At 55.8% G+C, this 14,544-nt stretch carries 17 protein-coding genes and 2 tRNA genes; 3 read left to right on the top strand and 16 right to left on the bottom strand.

The window, feature by feature from the left end; translation table 11 throughout:
• Window positions 1-18: 18 nt before the first annotated feature.
• The 11 genes from JJL52_RS09365 to JJL52_RS09315 all read right to left on the bottom strand — a co-directional run bounded on the left by JJL52_RS09365 (window position 19) and on the right by JJL52_RS09315 (window position 8,863).
• Window positions 19-360, bottom strand: coding sequence for a hypothetical protein (locus JJL52_RS09365; RefSeq protein ID WP_202052148.1), 342 nt, complete (start codon window positions 358-360; stop codon window positions 19-21).
• Between the two features lie 255 nt (window positions 361-615).
• The gene (locus JJL52_RS09360) at window positions 616-1,059 is read right to left on the bottom strand and encodes a hypothetical protein (RefSeq protein WP_202052147.1); all 444 of its coding nucleotides are present in this window, start codon (window positions 1,057-1,059) and stop codon (window positions 616-618) included.
• A 32-nt stretch (window positions 1,060-1,091) separates the two neighbouring features.
• Window positions 1,092-2,306, bottom strand: coding sequence for a tyrosine-type recombinase/integrase (locus tag JJL52_RS09355; RefSeq protein ID WP_202052146.1), 1,215 nt, complete (start codon window positions 2,304-2,306; stop codon window positions 1,092-1,094).
• A gap of 155 nt (window positions 2,307-2,461) precedes the next feature.
• Window positions 2,462-2,535 (bottom strand) — tRNA-Cys (locus JJL52_RS09350).
• 53 nt (window positions 2,536-2,588) lie between these two features.
• Window positions 2,589-2,663, bottom strand: a tRNA-Gly gene (locus JJL52_RS09345).
• 70 nt (window positions 2,664-2,733) lie between these two features.
• Window positions 2,734-3,216, bottom strand: coding sequence for a hypothetical protein (locus tag JJL52_RS09340; RefSeq protein ID WP_202052145.1), 483 nt, complete (start codon window positions 3,214-3,216; stop codon window positions 2,734-2,736).
• A gap of 262 nt (window positions 3,217-3,478) precedes the next feature.
• A complete protein-coding gene (locus JJL52_RS09335; protein ID WP_202052144.1) occupies window positions 3,479-5,056 on the bottom strand; it encodes a cyclic-di-GMP receptor FimW-related protein in 1,578 nt (525 codons plus the stop codon).
• Window positions 5,057-5,153: 97 nt separating this feature from the next.
• Window positions 5,154-5,957, bottom strand: coding sequence for an ABC transporter permease (locus JJL52_RS09330; RefSeq protein WP_202052143.1), 804 nt, complete (start codon window positions 5,955-5,957; stop codon window positions 5,154-5,156).
• A 7-nt stretch (window positions 5,958-5,964) separates the two neighbouring features.
• Entirely contained in the window at window positions 5,965-6,699 is a 735-nt protein-coding gene (locus JJL52_RS09325) for an ABC transporter ATP-binding protein (RefSeq protein WP_202052142.1), read from the bottom strand.
• A complete protein-coding gene (locus JJL52_RS09320) occupies window positions 6,696-7,664 on the bottom strand; it encodes a PQQ-dependent catabolism-associated beta-propeller protein (protein WP_202052141.1) in 969 nt (322 codons plus the stop codon). Before JJL52_RS09320 ends, JJL52_RS09325 begins: the two co-directional genes overlap by 4 nt.
• Window positions 7,661-8,863: an ABC transporter substrate-binding protein gene (locus JJL52_RS09315; protein ID WP_202052140.1), complete on the bottom strand. Its 1,203-nt coding sequence runs from the start codon at window positions 8,861-8,863 to the stop codon at window positions 7,661-7,663. Before JJL52_RS09315 ends, JJL52_RS09320 begins: the two co-directional genes overlap by 4 nt.
• Window positions 8,864-9,014: 151 nt before the next feature.
• Here JJL52_RS09315 and JJL52_RS09310 point away from each other — a divergent pair, with 151 nt between their 5' ends.
• From JJL52_RS09310 to JJL52_RS09300, 3 genes are all read left to right on the top strand, one after another.
• Window positions 9,015-9,422 carry a PilZ domain-containing protein gene (locus tag JJL52_RS09310; protein ID WP_202052139.1) on the top strand — a complete coding sequence of 136 codons (408 nt, stop codon included), beginning with the start codon at window positions 9,015-9,017 and terminating at the stop codon, window positions 9,420-9,422.
• 52 nt (window positions 9,423-9,474) lie between these two features.
• On the top strand, window positions 9,475-10,299 hold the full coding sequence (locus JJL52_RS09305) for an MOSC domain-containing protein (protein WP_202052138.1): 825 nt from the start codon (window positions 9,475-9,477) through the stop codon (window positions 10,297-10,299).
• Between the two features lie 104 nt (window positions 10,300-10,403).
• The gene (locus JJL52_RS09300; RefSeq protein ID WP_202052137.1) at window positions 10,404-10,730 is read left to right on the top strand and encodes a hypothetical protein; all 327 of its coding nucleotides are present in this window, start codon (window positions 10,404-10,406) and stop codon (window positions 10,728-10,730) included.
• Between the two features lie 72 nt (window positions 10,731-10,802).
• On the opposite strand, the gene JJL52_RS09295 is transcribed toward JJL52_RS09300, so the two are convergent.
• The 5 genes from JJL52_RS09295 to JJL52_RS09275 form a co-directional block, all read right to left on the bottom strand.
• Entirely contained in the window at window positions 10,803-11,540 is a 738-nt protein-coding gene (locus JJL52_RS09295) for an S-methyl-5'-thioinosine phosphorylase (RefSeq protein ID WP_202052136.1), read from the bottom strand.
• Entirely contained in the window at window positions 11,537-12,085 is a 549-nt protein-coding gene (locus tag JJL52_RS09290) for a hypoxanthine-guanine phosphoribosyltransferase (RefSeq protein ID WP_202052135.1), read from the bottom strand. Before JJL52_RS09290 ends, JJL52_RS09295 begins: the two co-directional genes overlap by 4 nt.
• Entirely contained in the window at window positions 12,079-13,095 is a 1,017-nt protein-coding gene (gene nagZ, locus JJL52_RS09285; protein ID WP_202052134.1) for a beta-N-acetylhexosaminidase, read from the bottom strand. Before nagZ ends, JJL52_RS09290 begins: the two co-directional genes overlap by 7 nt.
• A gap of 108 nt (window positions 13,096-13,203) precedes the next feature.
• A complete protein-coding gene (locus tag JJL52_RS09280) occupies window positions 13,204-14,010 on the bottom strand; it encodes a TatD family hydrolase (RefSeq protein WP_202052133.1) in 807 nt (268 codons plus the stop codon).
• A 178-nt stretch (window positions 14,011-14,188) separates the two neighbouring features.
• The gene (locus JJL52_RS09275) at window positions 14,189-14,539 is read right to left on the bottom strand and encodes a PilZ domain-containing protein (protein WP_202052132.1); all 351 of its coding nucleotides are present in this window, start codon (window positions 14,537-14,539) and stop codon (window positions 14,189-14,191) included.
• Window positions 14,540-14,544: the final 5 nt, after the last annotated feature.

The following is a 14,544-nucleotide window of genomic DNA, read 5'->3' as shown; positions in this document are numbered from 1 at the left end:
TGAAGGGGGGGGCGTAGATTAGAAGTCAGGAAACAAGTCTAATAACTGTTGTATGAAACCCTCAATTTTTTCACCTAAATCAGGCAAATTAACTATGAGCATGCGCCAAGTCGACGGTCTAAGTAAAATTCCTCGTATAAGGGCTTTAAGCACTATCACGAGTCTACGTTTGGCCTTTTGACGTGCAGCCGCACCATCTTCACTACGCTCAGATCGATTTGTAATACGTTTTAACATTAAATCTCCTAAAAAAACACTAACGGGATTGTTAGTGTGGAAGCCTTCTGCTTCCCCCTCGCTTTTTTTAGGACAGAGAAATCGATCATCCCCCCTGTAACTCACAAATTGACTGATCGCCACCCTCGGCGATCAGGTACGCAGTCAGTGCCAGCAGTCGCGATTGTCGACGCGTGGCGAACAAGACCGACGCAAAGTTATAGCGAGTCATACTTCTACTCACCGCGAGCCAAAGCTCAACAAAGCTTCGAGGTATCTCTGTTTACCGTATTACAGTTTTAGTATACCAAAAAACTAACTACTCAGTAAAAAAGTTCGCTGGTAGCGAATTTTTCTTAACAACAAAATGATTTCTCCAGAAAAAAAGCGCAGCGCTGCTTATTGATCGTTATTGTTAAAAAGAAGGGTGGAGCGTTGAGAACATCGGGAACGTGCTTTAGAAGTTTTTTTCCCAGAAAAAAATATTTCCTGGATGAACGCCTCCCGATCGGGCGCCGCTTTACTCCCCCTCGGCCGCCCAAAAGGCGAAAGCGGGAACATCGGGAACATCGGGAACATTGGGAACGTGAAATCAAAGTTTTTCTTCAGAAATAAATATTTTACCGGGCAAAACTGTGCGATCGGAATCCGCTGGGCTCGTTCAGGGCCGCCAAAAAGGGAGTGCGCAGCGCCGGCAGTGAGCGCGCGATCGCCCAAAGGCAAAGCCGGGAACATTGGGAACATCGGGAACGTGAAAAAAAAGTTTTTCTTCCCAAAAAAAATTTTCCCACCGGACCGCTGGGCGCGCGCTTCCCTCCGGGATTTTTTCTTTTTCGGCTTCAAAAAATACGGCTTCTTGTGCCGGACGTTCCCGGCTACAGCTCGCCAGCCTTCAGCGCGTCCAAATAATCGGCCCATTGCTGCATCATCTTGTGGCGCTCCGAAAGGTGAGCGGTCCGGTTGTAGGCCCGGCCGTTCGGATCCCTAACCGCATGGGCGAGCTGGTGCTCGATAAAGTCGGGTCTGACGCCCAGCACTTCGTCCAGGATGGTCCGAGCCATTGCCCGGAAGCCGTGGCCGGTCATTTTGTCTTTGCCGTAGCCGAGCCGCTTCAGAGCGGCATTGATCGTATTCTCACTCATGCAGCGGTCGCCGTTTGGGGTGCGCTCGGAAGGGAACGCGTAACGTCCACGGCCGGTGAGGGGAAACAGGTCCTGCAGAATGGCGACGGCTTGCCGGGACAGCGGGACGATGTGCTGGACTTTGGTCTTGGTGATGAAGAATCGCCATTCGGCGGTGTCTAGATTCACGTCCTGCCATTGCATGGCCCGCAATTCGCCGGGCCGGACGAACACCAAGGGGGCCAGCTTTAACGCGCACACGGCGGGTAGGGATCCCTGATAGCCGTCGATCGCGCGCAAGAGTTCGGCGGCTTCTTTAGGCTCGGTGATCGCGGCGAAGTGTTCGCCTTTGGCCGGGGGTAGGGCGCCTTTCAGGTCGTGGGTGATGTCCCGGTCGGCCCGGCCGGTGGCGACCGCGTAACGGAACACCTGGCCGCAGATTTGCAAGGTTCTATGGGCGGTCTCGATGGTACCGTTGTCCTCGACGCGGCGCAGGCAGGCCAGAATGTCTTTCGGCAGGATCTCGGCGATCGGTTTGCCGCCAAGCCAGGGGAAAACATTCCGTTCGAGCATGCGTTTGGAGCGGTGGTTCTTTTCTTCCCAGTTATCGACTTTTTTAAGGCCCCATTCCCGGGCGATTACTTCGAAACTGTTCGCTGCGCTTTCCGCTTTGGCGGCTTTAACGGCTTTCCGGTTTTCGCCGGGATCGATGCCGGCGGCGATTTGTTTCCGGGCTTCGTCGCGTTTTTCTCTGGCCTGGGCAAGGCTGGTCTCCGGGTAGGTGCCCAGCGATAACAATTTTTCCTTTCCTTCGAAGCGGTATTTGAAGCGCCACCACTTACCCCATCCGTCTTCTTGGGGCTGGAGCAAAAGGAAGAGGCCTTTTTCGTCGGATAGCTTGAACGGCTTGCCGCTGCCGGCTTTGTCGTTCTTGTGGGCGTTCTTGCAGGCTGTATCGGAGAGAGGCATTGGGGGTAACTCCTTCTGGGGGTAACTGGTTACCCCAAAATGTTACCCCAACTTACCCCCGTTTTCTACCGTACTTCGTTGGACAATAAAAAACCCGCTAAGCCTTGCAGCTTGCGGGTTTCATGTGTTTCGTCGAACGTCGCTGAATCGAGTAATGGAGGCTGCGACCGGAATCGAACCGGTATATACGGCTTTGCAGGCCGCTGCATAACCATTTTGCTACGCAGCCTTGATCTTACTAAATAAAAAAGCCGCGAGTTTCGCGGCTTTTTTGTCATATTTTGGAGCGGGAAACGAGATTCGAACTCGCGACCCCAACCTTGGCAAGGTTGTGCTCTACCACTGAGCTATTCCCGCGCTAGAAATTATTCGCACATTATATAGAATTTACAGCATGTGTCAAATAATTTTTACAGCGCCGATCGATTTATTGCAGGTCGATCGACAAAACCCAGCCGGTTTTACCGTTACACTCGCCGCCTTCGATTGAAACTTCGGCAAAGCTGTTGGCGGTATCGAAAGCATCTTGCAGTCTCAGCACTTTGACTTTGGTTCCTTGCGGGAAATGTTGACAAGTGCCGGTGCGATCCGCTTCTTCGGTGTCATCGTAGGCGGCCAGAGTGCCGGGGGCCGGGACGATACGTATCGTGGAGGCAGGGTCGTAGCTATTCGGGGATACCAAACTATAGGTCTGGCCGACGGCCAGGGCTTTCTTGCTATATTGCTGGACGGTCGGACGGCTTTCCCCGCCGCTGAATACCGCAATCAAAATCAGTAAGGCGACACCGCCGACCGCGCCGTAGAATACTTTCGGTTTGGTTTCTTTCAGGTTCTGCGCGGCCGAAGTCAGGTTGCCGAGCAGATTTTTTGCGTTATCCAACGATGGTTTGGTTTTCTCTTCGTTACTCATTTCTTATCCTCACGATATTGATTTTATTATTGTAATTGCATAGGAATTCGGACACTTCTTGCCTTTGACTTTCCCTGATCAGGAGCGGAAGGTCTGCATTTGTCTAAAATTCATTACGCGCGGAGTGTAGCGGTTTTAGCCGATGGTGCCGCAACCTATTTTCCTACTATTTTAATCGCTCACTCGACCGCACAAGTTACCACGATGAAAAAACTTTTCAAGTGGTTTGTGTTTTTTGTGCCAGGCGGATTTTACAAGGAAGCTAGATGAAGTCATAGCCTTTTGCCGGGGTGGAAGCCCTTGGCCTCTCCATTATTTTTACGCACAGGAATTGCCAGTAGCCCAGGCCGATATTTTTCCGATCGTGCAGCGAAACGGAATAATCTTCGTTTTTCCAGTAAATACGGGCGGTATCTCCGTCTTTCAGGATAAAGTTATCCGTAATCAGGTAGCTTTTGTCGCCGTCCGCTTCTGTAACGGCGCACAGCAGCGCTTTGATTGATTCTTCTTTTTTGGATGAATCGAGCGGGTTATAGGTAACCGCATAGCATTGTGAAGTCAAAAATTCGACACCGAATAGCAGATTGTTCGTCTTTTTCTCGATCAAAATCTGGTTGACAATACCCAGCACGAGGGCGTTATCCCGGCGGTCGGCTTTTCGGATGCTGATCAGGCGGCCAATGGATAAGATGCCGGTTTGTTCGAATCGGCAGGTCAGCAGACTTTCGGAAGCTGTCTGGACCTGCAGTTCCGCCTGGCTTTCCGATTGGTGCAGTGAGTCGTTCAAGAGTTCGAAGGTAGGGATCAGGCCCAGCGTAATGCAGCGGTCCAGGCGGTCTTCGAATAGCGGAGCGCTTTCCAGCTCGAAGCCGGACCAGCGGTGGAACAGGTATTCCAAGAGATCGAAGCTCGGCATTTGATTGTTTTGCAGCGCGAGCACCGAGTTGAAGCGCCCTTCGCCGATGTTGGCGAGCCTTGCCTTGTGTTCGAGCGTTTTATAGAGTTTGGTGAAGTCCAGATACAGCGTGGCGGAATCCGGACGATGGGCTCCTTCTTTCAAAAGAAAGGGCGACCGGTCTTCGTCGGTAAGAATCACATATTGTGCCGATTGCCCGGAAACCGGAGTGTTCTGGATATGCACCGATTCACAGACCGTTTTGATGAAGTGATAGACCAGCAGCACTTCTTTTTGCATCAGTCCGTGCGGAGCGGCCAGGCTGAGCAGCAGAATTTGTTTGTAGCAGTCTTCCGGGCTGCTTTTTTCGGAGGGATGGGTTGGATCGTCGATAATCTTGGCCGTGTCTTTTTTCAGCTTGATGCTGAGTTTATAGAGCGAATGCAGGTCGATCCAAATCCAGTCCGGAATCGGTACGCCCATCAGGTAATGGCTGATCACGATGTTGCTGAGTCCGCTGATGCAGCGATGCAGGGTCAGAGGCAATTGTTTACCCTGGAACCAGCCGAAGGTTTTCTGCGACATTTCCTTCAGCACGATCCAGTAGCTCAGCGTCAGTTCCTTTTCGATCGAGACGAGTACGTTGAAGACTTTTTGGTCGTTCTCTTCTTTTGGAAAACCGGTTTTGGTCAGGCGGCTGAGCAAATTTTCTTCGATTGCGAGAATACTGGGACGCAACTGTTCGAGCGCGGCGATTCGGAGATCGGCCGAAACCGCCAGGGTATTGAATTCGATAATCAAATCGTGCACCAGGCGCGTCGCCAGGCCCGGATTCGCCGCCGGAAGCTCGTTGATCCACTGCTGAAGGGGCTTGGCCTCGTATTCTTTGGTGCGTTGCGGATTGTTTTCCTGTTTGGGAATAACAAGGTAAAAAGAATTTTTCACATAGTCACCGGAGAGAGGGAGGCGGGTTGACAGCGGTCGGGCGAAAGTAAGAAGTTTTTATTCTCGTCCGGCCGCGGAGCATGCTGCCGAGGAATGTCTAACCGCCGCCTTTTTTTACCATCATTCCTTTTGAAGGATTATAGCCAATAATCGCGGCAGTAATAAAGACAATGAAGGAAGTCAGCGTATAAAGCAGTGCCTCCTGGTTGAATTGGCCGTATAAGGCAAAGCGGATCAGTTCAACGGCCTGGGAAAAGGGGTTGTATTTGGCCAATTGGTACAGCAACAGGCTCGATTCTTTCAGCTTCCATAAAGGATAGAGCGCAGTCGAGAGGAAAAACATCGGGAAAATCACAAAATTCATCACGCCGGCAAAGTTTTCGAGCTGTTTGATGAAGGACGACAACAGTAATCCGAGCGCTCCGAGCATCAGGCCGGACAGGATCAGCGCCGGGACGATCCAGAGATAACCCTGCCAGGGTGCATGAATCTTGTAAGCCCAGGCAATCGCGAGAAAGACGTAGACCTGCAGGATCGACACGAAGGTGCCCGCCAACAGTTTCGATACCAGTAAAAACCAGCGAGGCAGCGGGCTGACCAGCAGGCTGCGCATGCTGCCCATTTCGCGGTCGTAGACCATCGACAGCGAGCTCTGCATGCCGTTGAACAACTGGATCATCCCGATCAGGCCCGGCGTAATGTAGACTTCGTAAAGAATGTAGGTTTGATAAGGCGGCGTGATGGCGAGCCCGAGCGCGGCCCGGAAGCCGGCGGCGAATACGAACAGCCAGATCAGCGGCCTGACCAGCGCCGAAATGAACCGTTCGCGCTGGGTGACGAAGCGCCGGAGTTCGCGGCCGACGATACCCCACAGCGCGCGCCAGAAGTGCAGTATGTTCATCGTATCTTCAGTCTCCCTGGGTCAGTCTGAAAAAAGCGTCCTTGACCATTGCCGTGCCGGTGCTTTGGAGGATCTCATCGACGCTGCCGGCCGCTCTGATTTTGCCTTTGTGCAGCACGATCAGGCGGTCGTCCGGATAAATTTCGTCGATCAGGTGGCTGGCCCACAGCACCGCGATATGACCGGTCCGGGCAAGGCTGTGCACATAGTCGACGATCGATGTGCGGCTCGGCACGTCGAGGCCGACGGTCGGTTCGTCGAGCAGCAGCAGCGCCGGCTTGTGCAGGAGGGCGCGGGCAATCTCGACGCGGCGGCGGTGGCCGCCGTTCAATTGACGGACTTTTTCGAAGCGGCGCTCGAACATGTCGAGCCTTTCCAATTCTTCATGAATGCGTTGTGCGGCGACTTTGCGGCTCATCCCGTGCAGCGCGGCGTGGTAGCGCAGGTTTTGCATCACGGTCAGGTCCAGATCCAGGGTCGTTTGCTGAAAAACGATTCCGAGGTTGGCCAGCGCCCGGGTGGTCCTTTTTTTGATATCGTAGCCGCACAGTTCGATTTGTCCGTTCGGCGTGTCGTAGAGGCGGGTGATCAGCGAAAACAGCGTGCTTTTGCCTGCGCCGTTCGGCCCGAGCAGCATCGTGCAGTGTCCGGGCGGAATCTCGAAGCCGACATGGTCCAGCGCTTTTTTGGCGCCGTAGGAAAAACTGACGTCACTGACGGTTAAGGCGGCGTTCGTGTTCATGGTTTGACCGCAACGCCCCACGGGTAAGTGCCGACGCCGACCGATTTAGTGACGGTCTGGCTGACAAGATCGATGATCGAGATGTCGTTGCTGACGCCGTTGGTCGTATACAGACGCTGCTGGTCGGGCGAAAACGCCAGATTCCAGACGCGCTGGCCCACCAGCAGATAATTTTCGGCTTCCAGTTTCTGTGCGTCGATCACCGCGACCCGGTTTGCCGGCCCCAGCGCCACATAGCCGCGTTTGCGATCCTTGTCGATTACGATCCCGACCGGCTGGATCTTGTCCGCAGTTACGCCCTGGATTTCGAATTTGATGTTTTTAACGATTTGCTGCGATTTCACGTCGATAATCGTCAGGGTGCCGGCCATTTCGGAGGTGACCCACAGCTGTTCACTGTCGGCCGTGAAGACGACCGCGCGCGGGCGCGGATCGACCAGGATGTGGTTGACCGGTTTCAGCGTTTTCGCGTCGATCCAGTGCACCATGTTGGTCGTCTCGGAAGCGCTGATCACCCATTTTTTGTCGGGGCTGGCGGTAATGCCTTCCGGTTCGACGCCGACCTTGATTTGCTTAACTGCTTTCCGTTTCTTGAGGTCGATCGCGGTGACCATGCTGTCGTCTTCGTTCGAGACATACAGCATCGTGCCGTCCGGATTCAGCGCGAAGGTTTCGGGGTCTTCGCCGGACGGCAGCTTGCCGGTTTCCTTCAATGTTTCCGCGTCGAGAATTTTGATCGTATCGTCGTCGCTGGTGGCGACATAAATTGATTTAAAGTCGGGGCTGAGCGCGATTCCGCGCGGACGCTGGCCGACCGGCGCCGTCTTGAGCAGTTTACCTTCGACAGGATCGACGACGGCGAGCGCGTTGTCTTTTTCGAGCGTCACGAAAAGCGTTTCGGCATGCGCGATTGGGCCGATAAACGGGGTGGCCAGCAACGCGGCGAGCAATGTGTTTTTAATCATTTGTTCAATGGGCAGGTAGATTCGGGTTGATCGTAGCCGAGCGTGTCGAGCTCGGTTTTCGGGTGCAGAAAGCCTTCGATCGGCGCGACGGCCACCAGCGAGCGCGGCGCCGCCAAGAGCACCGGCTGCCGCAATTGGCCGTTCCAGGCCCGGAACGACAGCGGCGTGCCTTTATAACCCTGCAGCGCGAAGGCGGGACTCAGCAGATAGTCTTTGACCGGCTGCAATTCGTTCGATTTGGCGCGCGTTGCCGCTTCGCCGACGGCGCGGGTGGCCAGATAGCCGGCATAGTCGATCTCTTCCATCCAGCGGCCGTATTTTTCCTTGAAACGGTTTTGCAGCTGCACCGCGCCCCACTGTTCGTGCGTACGGTGCCAGGATGTCGCGGTCAGGCCTTGCGTGCCGGCGATCGGCCGGGGCAGCCAGGTGCGGTAGTCGAGGTATTCGCCGAACTCGCCCCGTTCGTCCGCCACGATCAGCACATCGTATTCGTCGTCCGCCTGGGTCAGGACAGGGACATCGGACTGCGCGGTGCGGCGTGCATCGGCGGTATGTTCCCAAGGCTTCTCGCTGACGATTTCGAGTCCGAAACGGGTGGCCGCCCGTTTGATCGCCTCGCCGTACAGGCGGTCTTCGTCATCGTTGCCCAGCAGCAGGAACAATTTAGTCCAGCGTTTTTTGAGCAGATACTGCGCCAGGGCATCGGCGCGCATGGCCCGGCTCGGCAGGATGTGCAGCATGTTTGCCCGGCAGTTCTGGTTGCGCAGTTTGTCGTCCGTGGAGGCGATATCGAACAATAAAGCGTCTTTCGCTTCCGGCAGATCGGCCAGCTTGATCAGCTGGGTTTCGGGCAGGTTCACGACCACAAAACGGTATTTGCCGCCGATGTTTTGTTTGAACGTGGCCAGCGGATCGCCTTGCAGTGGAACGGTAAAGGCTTTCAAAGTGAACGCTTGCCCGGTAAATTGTCCGGTCGTGTTATTGTCCTCGATCGCGAGCTCCGCGCCGGGCAACCCCAGGTTCTTGATGAAGGGGTCCAGGTTCGACAGCGGCGGCGGGACTTCCTGTTCCTGGGTCAGATAGGCGATCGGCACAGGGATCGGCTTGTTTTTCGCGGCGGCCGGACCCGCCATGACCTGCAGTACGATCAGTGCGATAGGCAGCCGGTTCCGAAGGAGGGACTTGAGAAGGTCAATCATATTCCGACGATTAAATGACAGAGGACTCAATTTTAACGGATTTGATGAATTTTATTTAGCTTTCGGCGCCTGCTTGCGGGCCGGCAATTGAATTTTGCCTGATAAAGATCGATACTGATATCCTGACAATCATTCTTGATCGAGTATTGCCATGACTCTAAATAGTGACAACGAGGGTTTAACTTCCGACCGAAAGGGAAAGGAACAGGTGGTCAACTCGCGCCGGACCGTGCGTTATATCCGCAAGGACATCAAGGTCCATATCCGGAAACAGAATTGGTTTAGCGCGATCGGGGGCCACCGGTTTCGGAAGGAGATTTCGGTCGAGTTGCTCGATATCAGCAACCGGGGCTGCTTGATCGCCAGCCTGGAGAAATTGGCGGTACGTTCCAAGATCATCGTATTATTGACGTTCGAAACCGCCAGGCGCTTCGAGATCGAAGCGACGGTGGTCAGAAAAGCTGAGGGTGTGGGCCAGTACGGGATAAAATTCGCCGCTTATAATAACGAGCTTGGCGACTATATGCTGAAGACCCAAGAAAAACTGACTTTCAAGTGACGCGGCACGGCGTTGGCCGGTCGAGGTAAAAAAACACAAAGTGCGGAATCAAATGATCGACTATCGATTGAGCGGAATCTATGTTTATCCTGTCAAGTCCCTGGCCGGTATCCGGGTCGAGCGCTGGCCGGTCGGTCCGACCGGTTTGGCCTATGACAGAAAGTGGATGTTGGTCGATCAGAACGGCCTGTTTTTGAGTCAGCGTAAACTGCCGCGGATGGCACTGGTCAAAACGGCCTTGGTCGGGAGTCGGCTGGTCCTGTCCGCGCCGGGCATGGAAGATCTGGCATTGCCGCTGCTTCCTGCGGACGGCGAGTGGATCGAAGCGACGGTCTGGAATGACCATTGCCTGGCGCGTTCCGTTTCCAAAGAAGCCGACCGCTGGTTCAGCCGTTTCCTGGGCCAGGACTGCCGTTTGGTCTTCCAGCCGGACGCGTCGATTCGACCGGTCGACCCGGATTACGGTCTGCCCACCGATCAAACTGCTTTTTCGGACGGTTTTCCGTTTTTGCTCGTTTCGGAAAATTCACTGGCCGCTTTGAACAGGGAAATGGGCTTAAACCTGCCGATGGCGCGCTTCCGGCCGAACCTGGTGATTTCAGGTTGTACGGAATATGAAGAAGATGTCTGGCGCCAAATACGGATCGGAGCCATCGGTTTTCGCCTGCCGAAGCCCTGTTCGCGCTGCGCGGTGCCGACGATCGATCCGGAAACCGCGGAAACCGGCAAAGAGCCGCTGGTCACGCTGAACCGGACCCGCAAATGGGGGAACAAGGTTTATTTCGGGCAGAATGCGCTGCACGACCAATGCGGCGAATTGGCGGTCGGCGATCGGGTGGAGATCAAAGCGACAGGCTCCCCGCAGCCTCCGTTGTGACATGGCGGCCATTTTCATCCCGTGAAGCGAACCCGAGATGGGTTTTTTGTTCAAACCGGATAGAATGTAAATCCTCTGTTTAACGTCCCACGAGGAAAAAGACAATGAAGCCGTTAACCGCTTTAATACCTGCCGGGTTTTTACTTTTTACCGCCGCGCTTCCGGCAGGTTACGCCGGTACCGATACGCTGCGGGTCGACCGGCGCCAGGAAAAGCAGCAGCAGCGCATTGAACAAGGCGTCCGCTCGGGCAGATTGACCTCGAAAGAAGCGCAGCGTCTGGAAGCGCAGCAGGAAAAGATCCGGCGCATGGAAGACAAGGCCAAAGCCGACGGCGTCCTCACGCGGAAAGAGCGGGTTCGCCTGAATCGCCGCCAGAATCAGGCCAGCCGGAACATTTACCGCAAAAAGTATAATCTGCGCCGTCAGTGAACGGTTGTTTCCGTCCGGGGCGAGGCATCGGGTTCCGCGCAGGGTGCGGAACCCGGGCGGAAAGGCGGCGCTTCAGGCTGCAATAAACGCTTTCAAAATTTCTGCCGCGTTCGCCATGCCTTTGTGCAGATGCATCTCGATTTCCGCCATTGTGATTTCGCCTTCGGTCTTTCCGGCTGCCCAGTTCGCAACGACCGCCATCGCCGCATAATCGATCCCGAGTTCCCTTGCCAGCGCCGCTTCCGGCATACCGGTCATCCCGACCACATCGCAGCCGTCCCGTTCCATCCGGCGGATTTCGGCGGTAGATTCGAGGCGTGGACCCTGCGTGCAGCCGTAGGTGCCCAGGGGCGAAACCCGGATATTTGCTTGCGCAGCCGCCGTGATCAGTCCTGTGCGCAGTTTCTGTGTGTACGGATAGGTGAAATCGATATGGGTAACCGGGTCGTTTTCACCCTCGAAAAAGGTGTGGTGGCGGCCGTAAGTATAATCGATGATCTGATCCGGTATCGCAATGTGCGCAGGCTCCATTTCCCGCGTAATGCCGCCGACCGCCGCGACCGCAACGATCCGTTCGACCCCGAGCTGCTTGAGCCCGAAGAGGTTGGCCCGGTAGTTGATTTGGTGCGGAGGGATCGCATGCGGATTGCCGTGCCGGGCCAGAAAAACCACTTCGCGGCCGTAAAGGTCGCCGGTCAGGAATTCGGCTGACGGCTGGCCGTAAGGCGTCGTCAACGCATCGCGCCTGACGATCTTCAAACCTTCGAGTTGCGTGAGGCCGGTGCCGCCGATGATCGCAAGCTTGCTCATGCGCCGCCTTCCTTGCAGGCATAAATGCCGGCCGCATTGCGCAAATAACCTTTGTAATCCATCCCGTAACCGAACAGATAACGGTTTTCGGTTTCGACGCCGACGAAATCGGCCCGGATCGGTTTGGGGTGATCGAGTTTTTTGTCGGCCAGCACGGCCGTGTATACGGCTCTTGCTCCTTGTTCGAGGCAATAATCGACGATCGCCTTCAGGGTAATGCCTTCGTCGAGAATGTCGTCGACGATCAGCACGGTCCGGCCCGCCAGGGGCGTGCCGGGTTTCAGCGTCCATGCAAGCGTGCTGCCCGACGTTTTGTTCTGGTAGCGGCTCGCGTTGACCGCATCGATCGTCAGCGGCATGGTGAGCCGCGTGAGCAGACGGCCGGCCGCGACGACGCCGCCGTGCATCACGCATACGAACACCGGGTTGGTGCCTGCCAGCTTCCGGTTGATTTGCGCGGCCATCCGGTCGAGCGCCGTTTCGACTTCCTGTTCGCTGTACAGCAAATCGGCCGTTTCTTGTACCTGTTGAATTTCGTCTAGCATGAGTGAAAAGTTCGATTGACCTGTTCTGAAATTTGGCGCCATTGTACCGAATTCATTAATTCTTCGCGGCTAAATTGCGCTTTGCCCCGCATCGCTGCAAGGCGGCGTTCCCGGAGCGGGTCGGCTTTGATCGGCAAGGCTTCGAGCACCTCTTCGGCGGCATCGGGTTTGTTGCAGACCAGCACCATGTCGCAGCCGGCGGCGAGCGCCGCCTCGGCGCGCTCGGGATAACCCCCGGCCCAGGAGGCGCCGGCCATGCTCAAGTCGTCGCTGAAGACCGCGCCGTCGAATTGTAATTCTTTCCGCAAAACCTGTTGTATCCAGAACGGCGAAAAACCGGCCGGCCGCGGGTCGGCCGCCGCAAACACCACATGCGCCGGCATCACGCCTTCGAGCCCTTCGGCGATCAGCCGTTTAAACGGAAGCAAATCCTTGGCGCGGATGCTGTCCAGGCCGCGTTCGTCGACCGGCAGCGCCAGATGCGAATCGGGCGCGACCGCGCCGTGTCCCGGAAAATGTTTGCCGGTCGCGGCCATGCCGGCCGACTGCATGCCTTTCCTGAATCTTGAGGCCAGTTCCGCCGCCCGTTCGGAATCGGCCGAAAACGAGCGGTTGCCGATCACCTGGCTGATCCCGCAGTCGACATCGAGCACCGGCGCAAAACTGAAATCGACGCCGACCGCAAGCAGCTCGCTGGCCATCAGCCAGCCGGCCGCTTCGGCCAGTTCCGGTTTTTCCGCATAACGCGCGGCCGGCGGCAGGCGCGTGAAGCCGTTTTGAAAGCGCTGGACCCGGCCGCCTTCCTGGTCGACTGCGATCAAGATTTCGCCGCCGCGCGCCTTGCGAATACTCGCGATCAGCGCCCGGACCTGTTCGGGATTGTCATAGTTGCGCGCGAACAGGATCACCGCGCCGGTGTTCGGATGGCGGATTTTGTCGATTTCATGCGCGGCGAGGGTGGGCCCCTCGATATCGAGCATGACCGGGCCGAGTGAAAGATGCGTCGTCATGGTCTGGATGGGTTGATGGATCAATCGTAGGGTACGCTGTGCGTACCTTATCAGGGCATTCCGATAAGGCATGCTTCCGAAAGGTACGCACAGCGTACCCTACGCGGGTTAAATTTCAGGGAGTGGTTTTTTATCCGATTGTTGGTTCAACTTGAACAGCGTATAAAAATTTCTCGTCGAGGCGGCGGCGATCTCCTCGAACGAGGTATTGCGCAATTCGGCGATCTGCTCGGCGACATAGCGCACGTAGGTCGGATAGTTTGGCTTGCCCCGGAACGGCACTGGCGCCAGATAGGGCGAGTCGGTTTCGATCAGAAAACGGTCAAACGGTACTTGTTTCGCGACTTCCTTGATTTCCTGCGCGCTGTTGAAGGTCACGATGCCGGAGAATGAAATATAAAAGTTCAGGTCGAGCGCCCGTTCGGCGAATGCCTGGTTTTCGGTAAAACAGTGGATTACGCCTCCGCAGCTTTCGGCACCTTCTTCCTTCAGAATGCGCAGCGTATCTTCGCGCGCTTCGCGGGTATGGACGATCAGCGGCTTGTTCAGCGCTTTCGCGGCGCGGATATGCGTCCGGAAACGCTCGTGCTGCCAGCCGAGGTCGCCGGTGCTGCGGAAATAATCCAGGCCGGTTTCCCCGATGCCGATCACTTTCGGATGACTGCCCAGCTCGACTAATTGCTCCACGTTCGGCTCGAAACCTTCATGCGCATTCGGATGGACGCCGACCGTTGCCGAGAGCTGCGGATAACGGCTGACCAGGTCGAGCATGGCCGGATACGCCTCCATGTCGATCGAGATGCAGAGCATGTGTTCGATGCGCTGATTTTCCGCTTCTTTCAGGAAAACCGAGAAATCGTTCCGGTAGGGTTCGAGGTCGATGCGGTCGAGATGGCAATGCGAGTCGATAAGCATAAGGCTTCGGGTGGTAGCTTTCGGGATAATAAGGAACGGCTTGAATTAGAAAACGAGGGCAGGCGGAATTCCGGCCTGTTTCCCGGATTACCGGCGGGCAATGATGCGGCTGCCGGCAAGGGAGAAGTATTTTACGCGATCGGGCGCGCGATGTGCAGAAATTAGTCGCGCCCGGGTATTACATCGTATGGGTTGGCCGTTCGGATTCGAGTGCGCCGGCCAGGTAGTTTTCGAGCTTGTTGCGGACCATGCCGCCGTCCTGGTCGCTGAATTGGACGCCGATGCCGGCGGCGCGGTACACGCTGCCCGGAGGGGTTTTCCAAACGATTCTGCCGGCTATCGGCAGCCTTTCGGTTTCTTCCATCAGGCTCAGTAAAATGAATACTTCCTGACCCATTTCATAATTACGGGTGGTCGGGATGAACAGGCCGCCGTTGGTCACGAAAGGCATGTATGCCATATACAGCGCGCTTTTTTCCTTAATGGACAACGACAAGATTCCTTGCCGTGGGGTAGAGTCTGACGACATGATGA

The sequence above is a fragment of the Candidatus Methylomicrobium oryzae genome (genome assembly GCF_016745425.1).
Lineage (GTDB): Bacteria > Pseudomonadota > Gammaproteobacteria > Methylococcales > Methylomonadaceae > Methylomicrobium > Methylomicrobium oryzae.
This window is presented reverse-complemented; position numbering and strand designations above follow the sequence as displayed.

Bases quoted from the DNA above. Each gene is read 5' to 3' on its own strand.
- JJL52_RS09355 (WP_202052146.1), bottom strand. From the start codon at position 2,306: ATGCCTCTCTCCGATACAGCCTGCAAGAACGCCCACAAGAACGACAAA.
- JJL52_RS09340 (WP_202052145.1), bottom strand. From the start codon at position 3,216: ATGAGTAACGAAGAGAAAACCAAACCATCGTTGGATAACGCAAAAAAT.
- JJL52_RS09330 (WP_202052143.1), bottom strand. From the start codon at position 5,957: ATGAACATACTGCACTTCTGGCGCGCGCTGTGGGGTATCGTCGGCCGC.
- JJL52_RS09325 (WP_202052142.1), bottom strand. From the start codon at position 6,699: ATGAACACGAACGCCGCCTTAACCGTCAGTGACGTCAGTTTTTCCTAC.
- JJL52_RS09320 (WP_202052141.1), bottom strand. From the start codon at position 7,664: ATGATTAAAAACACATTGCTCGCCGCGTTGCTGGCCACCCCGTTTATC.
- JJL52_RS09315 (WP_202052140.1), bottom strand. From the start codon at position 8,863: ATGATTGACCTTCTCAAGTCCCTCCTTCGGAACCGGCTGCCTATCGCA.
- JJL52_RS09310 (WP_202052139.1), top strand. From the start codon at position 9,015: ATGACTCTAAATAGTGACAACGAGGGTTTAACTTCCGACCGAAAGGGA.
- JJL52_RS09305 (WP_202052138.1), top strand. From the start codon at position 9,475: ATGATCGACTATCGATTGAGCGGAATCTATGTTTATCCTGTCAAGTCC.
- JJL52_RS09300 (WP_202052137.1), top strand. From the start codon at position 10,404: ATGAAGCCGTTAACCGCTTTAATACCTGCCGGGTTTTTACTTTTTACC.
- JJL52_RS09295 (WP_202052136.1), bottom strand. From the start codon at position 11,540: ATGAGCAAGCTTGCGATCATCGGCGGCACCGGCCTCACGCAACTCGAA.
- JJL52_RS09290 (WP_202052135.1), bottom strand. From the start codon at position 12,085: ATGCTAGACGAAATTCAACAGGTACAAGAAACGGCCGATTTGCTGTAC.
- nagZ (WP_202052134.1), bottom strand. From the start codon at position 13,095: ATGACGACGCATCTTTCACTCGGCCCGGTCATGCTCGATATCGAGGGG.
- JJL52_RS09280 (WP_202052133.1), bottom strand. From the start codon at position 14,010: ATGCTTATCGACTCGCATTGCCATCTCGACCGCATCGACCTCGAACCC.
- JJL52_RS09275 (WP_202052132.1), bottom strand. From the start codon at position 14,539: ATGTCGTCAGACTCTACCCCACGGCAAGGAATCTTGTCGTTGTCCATT.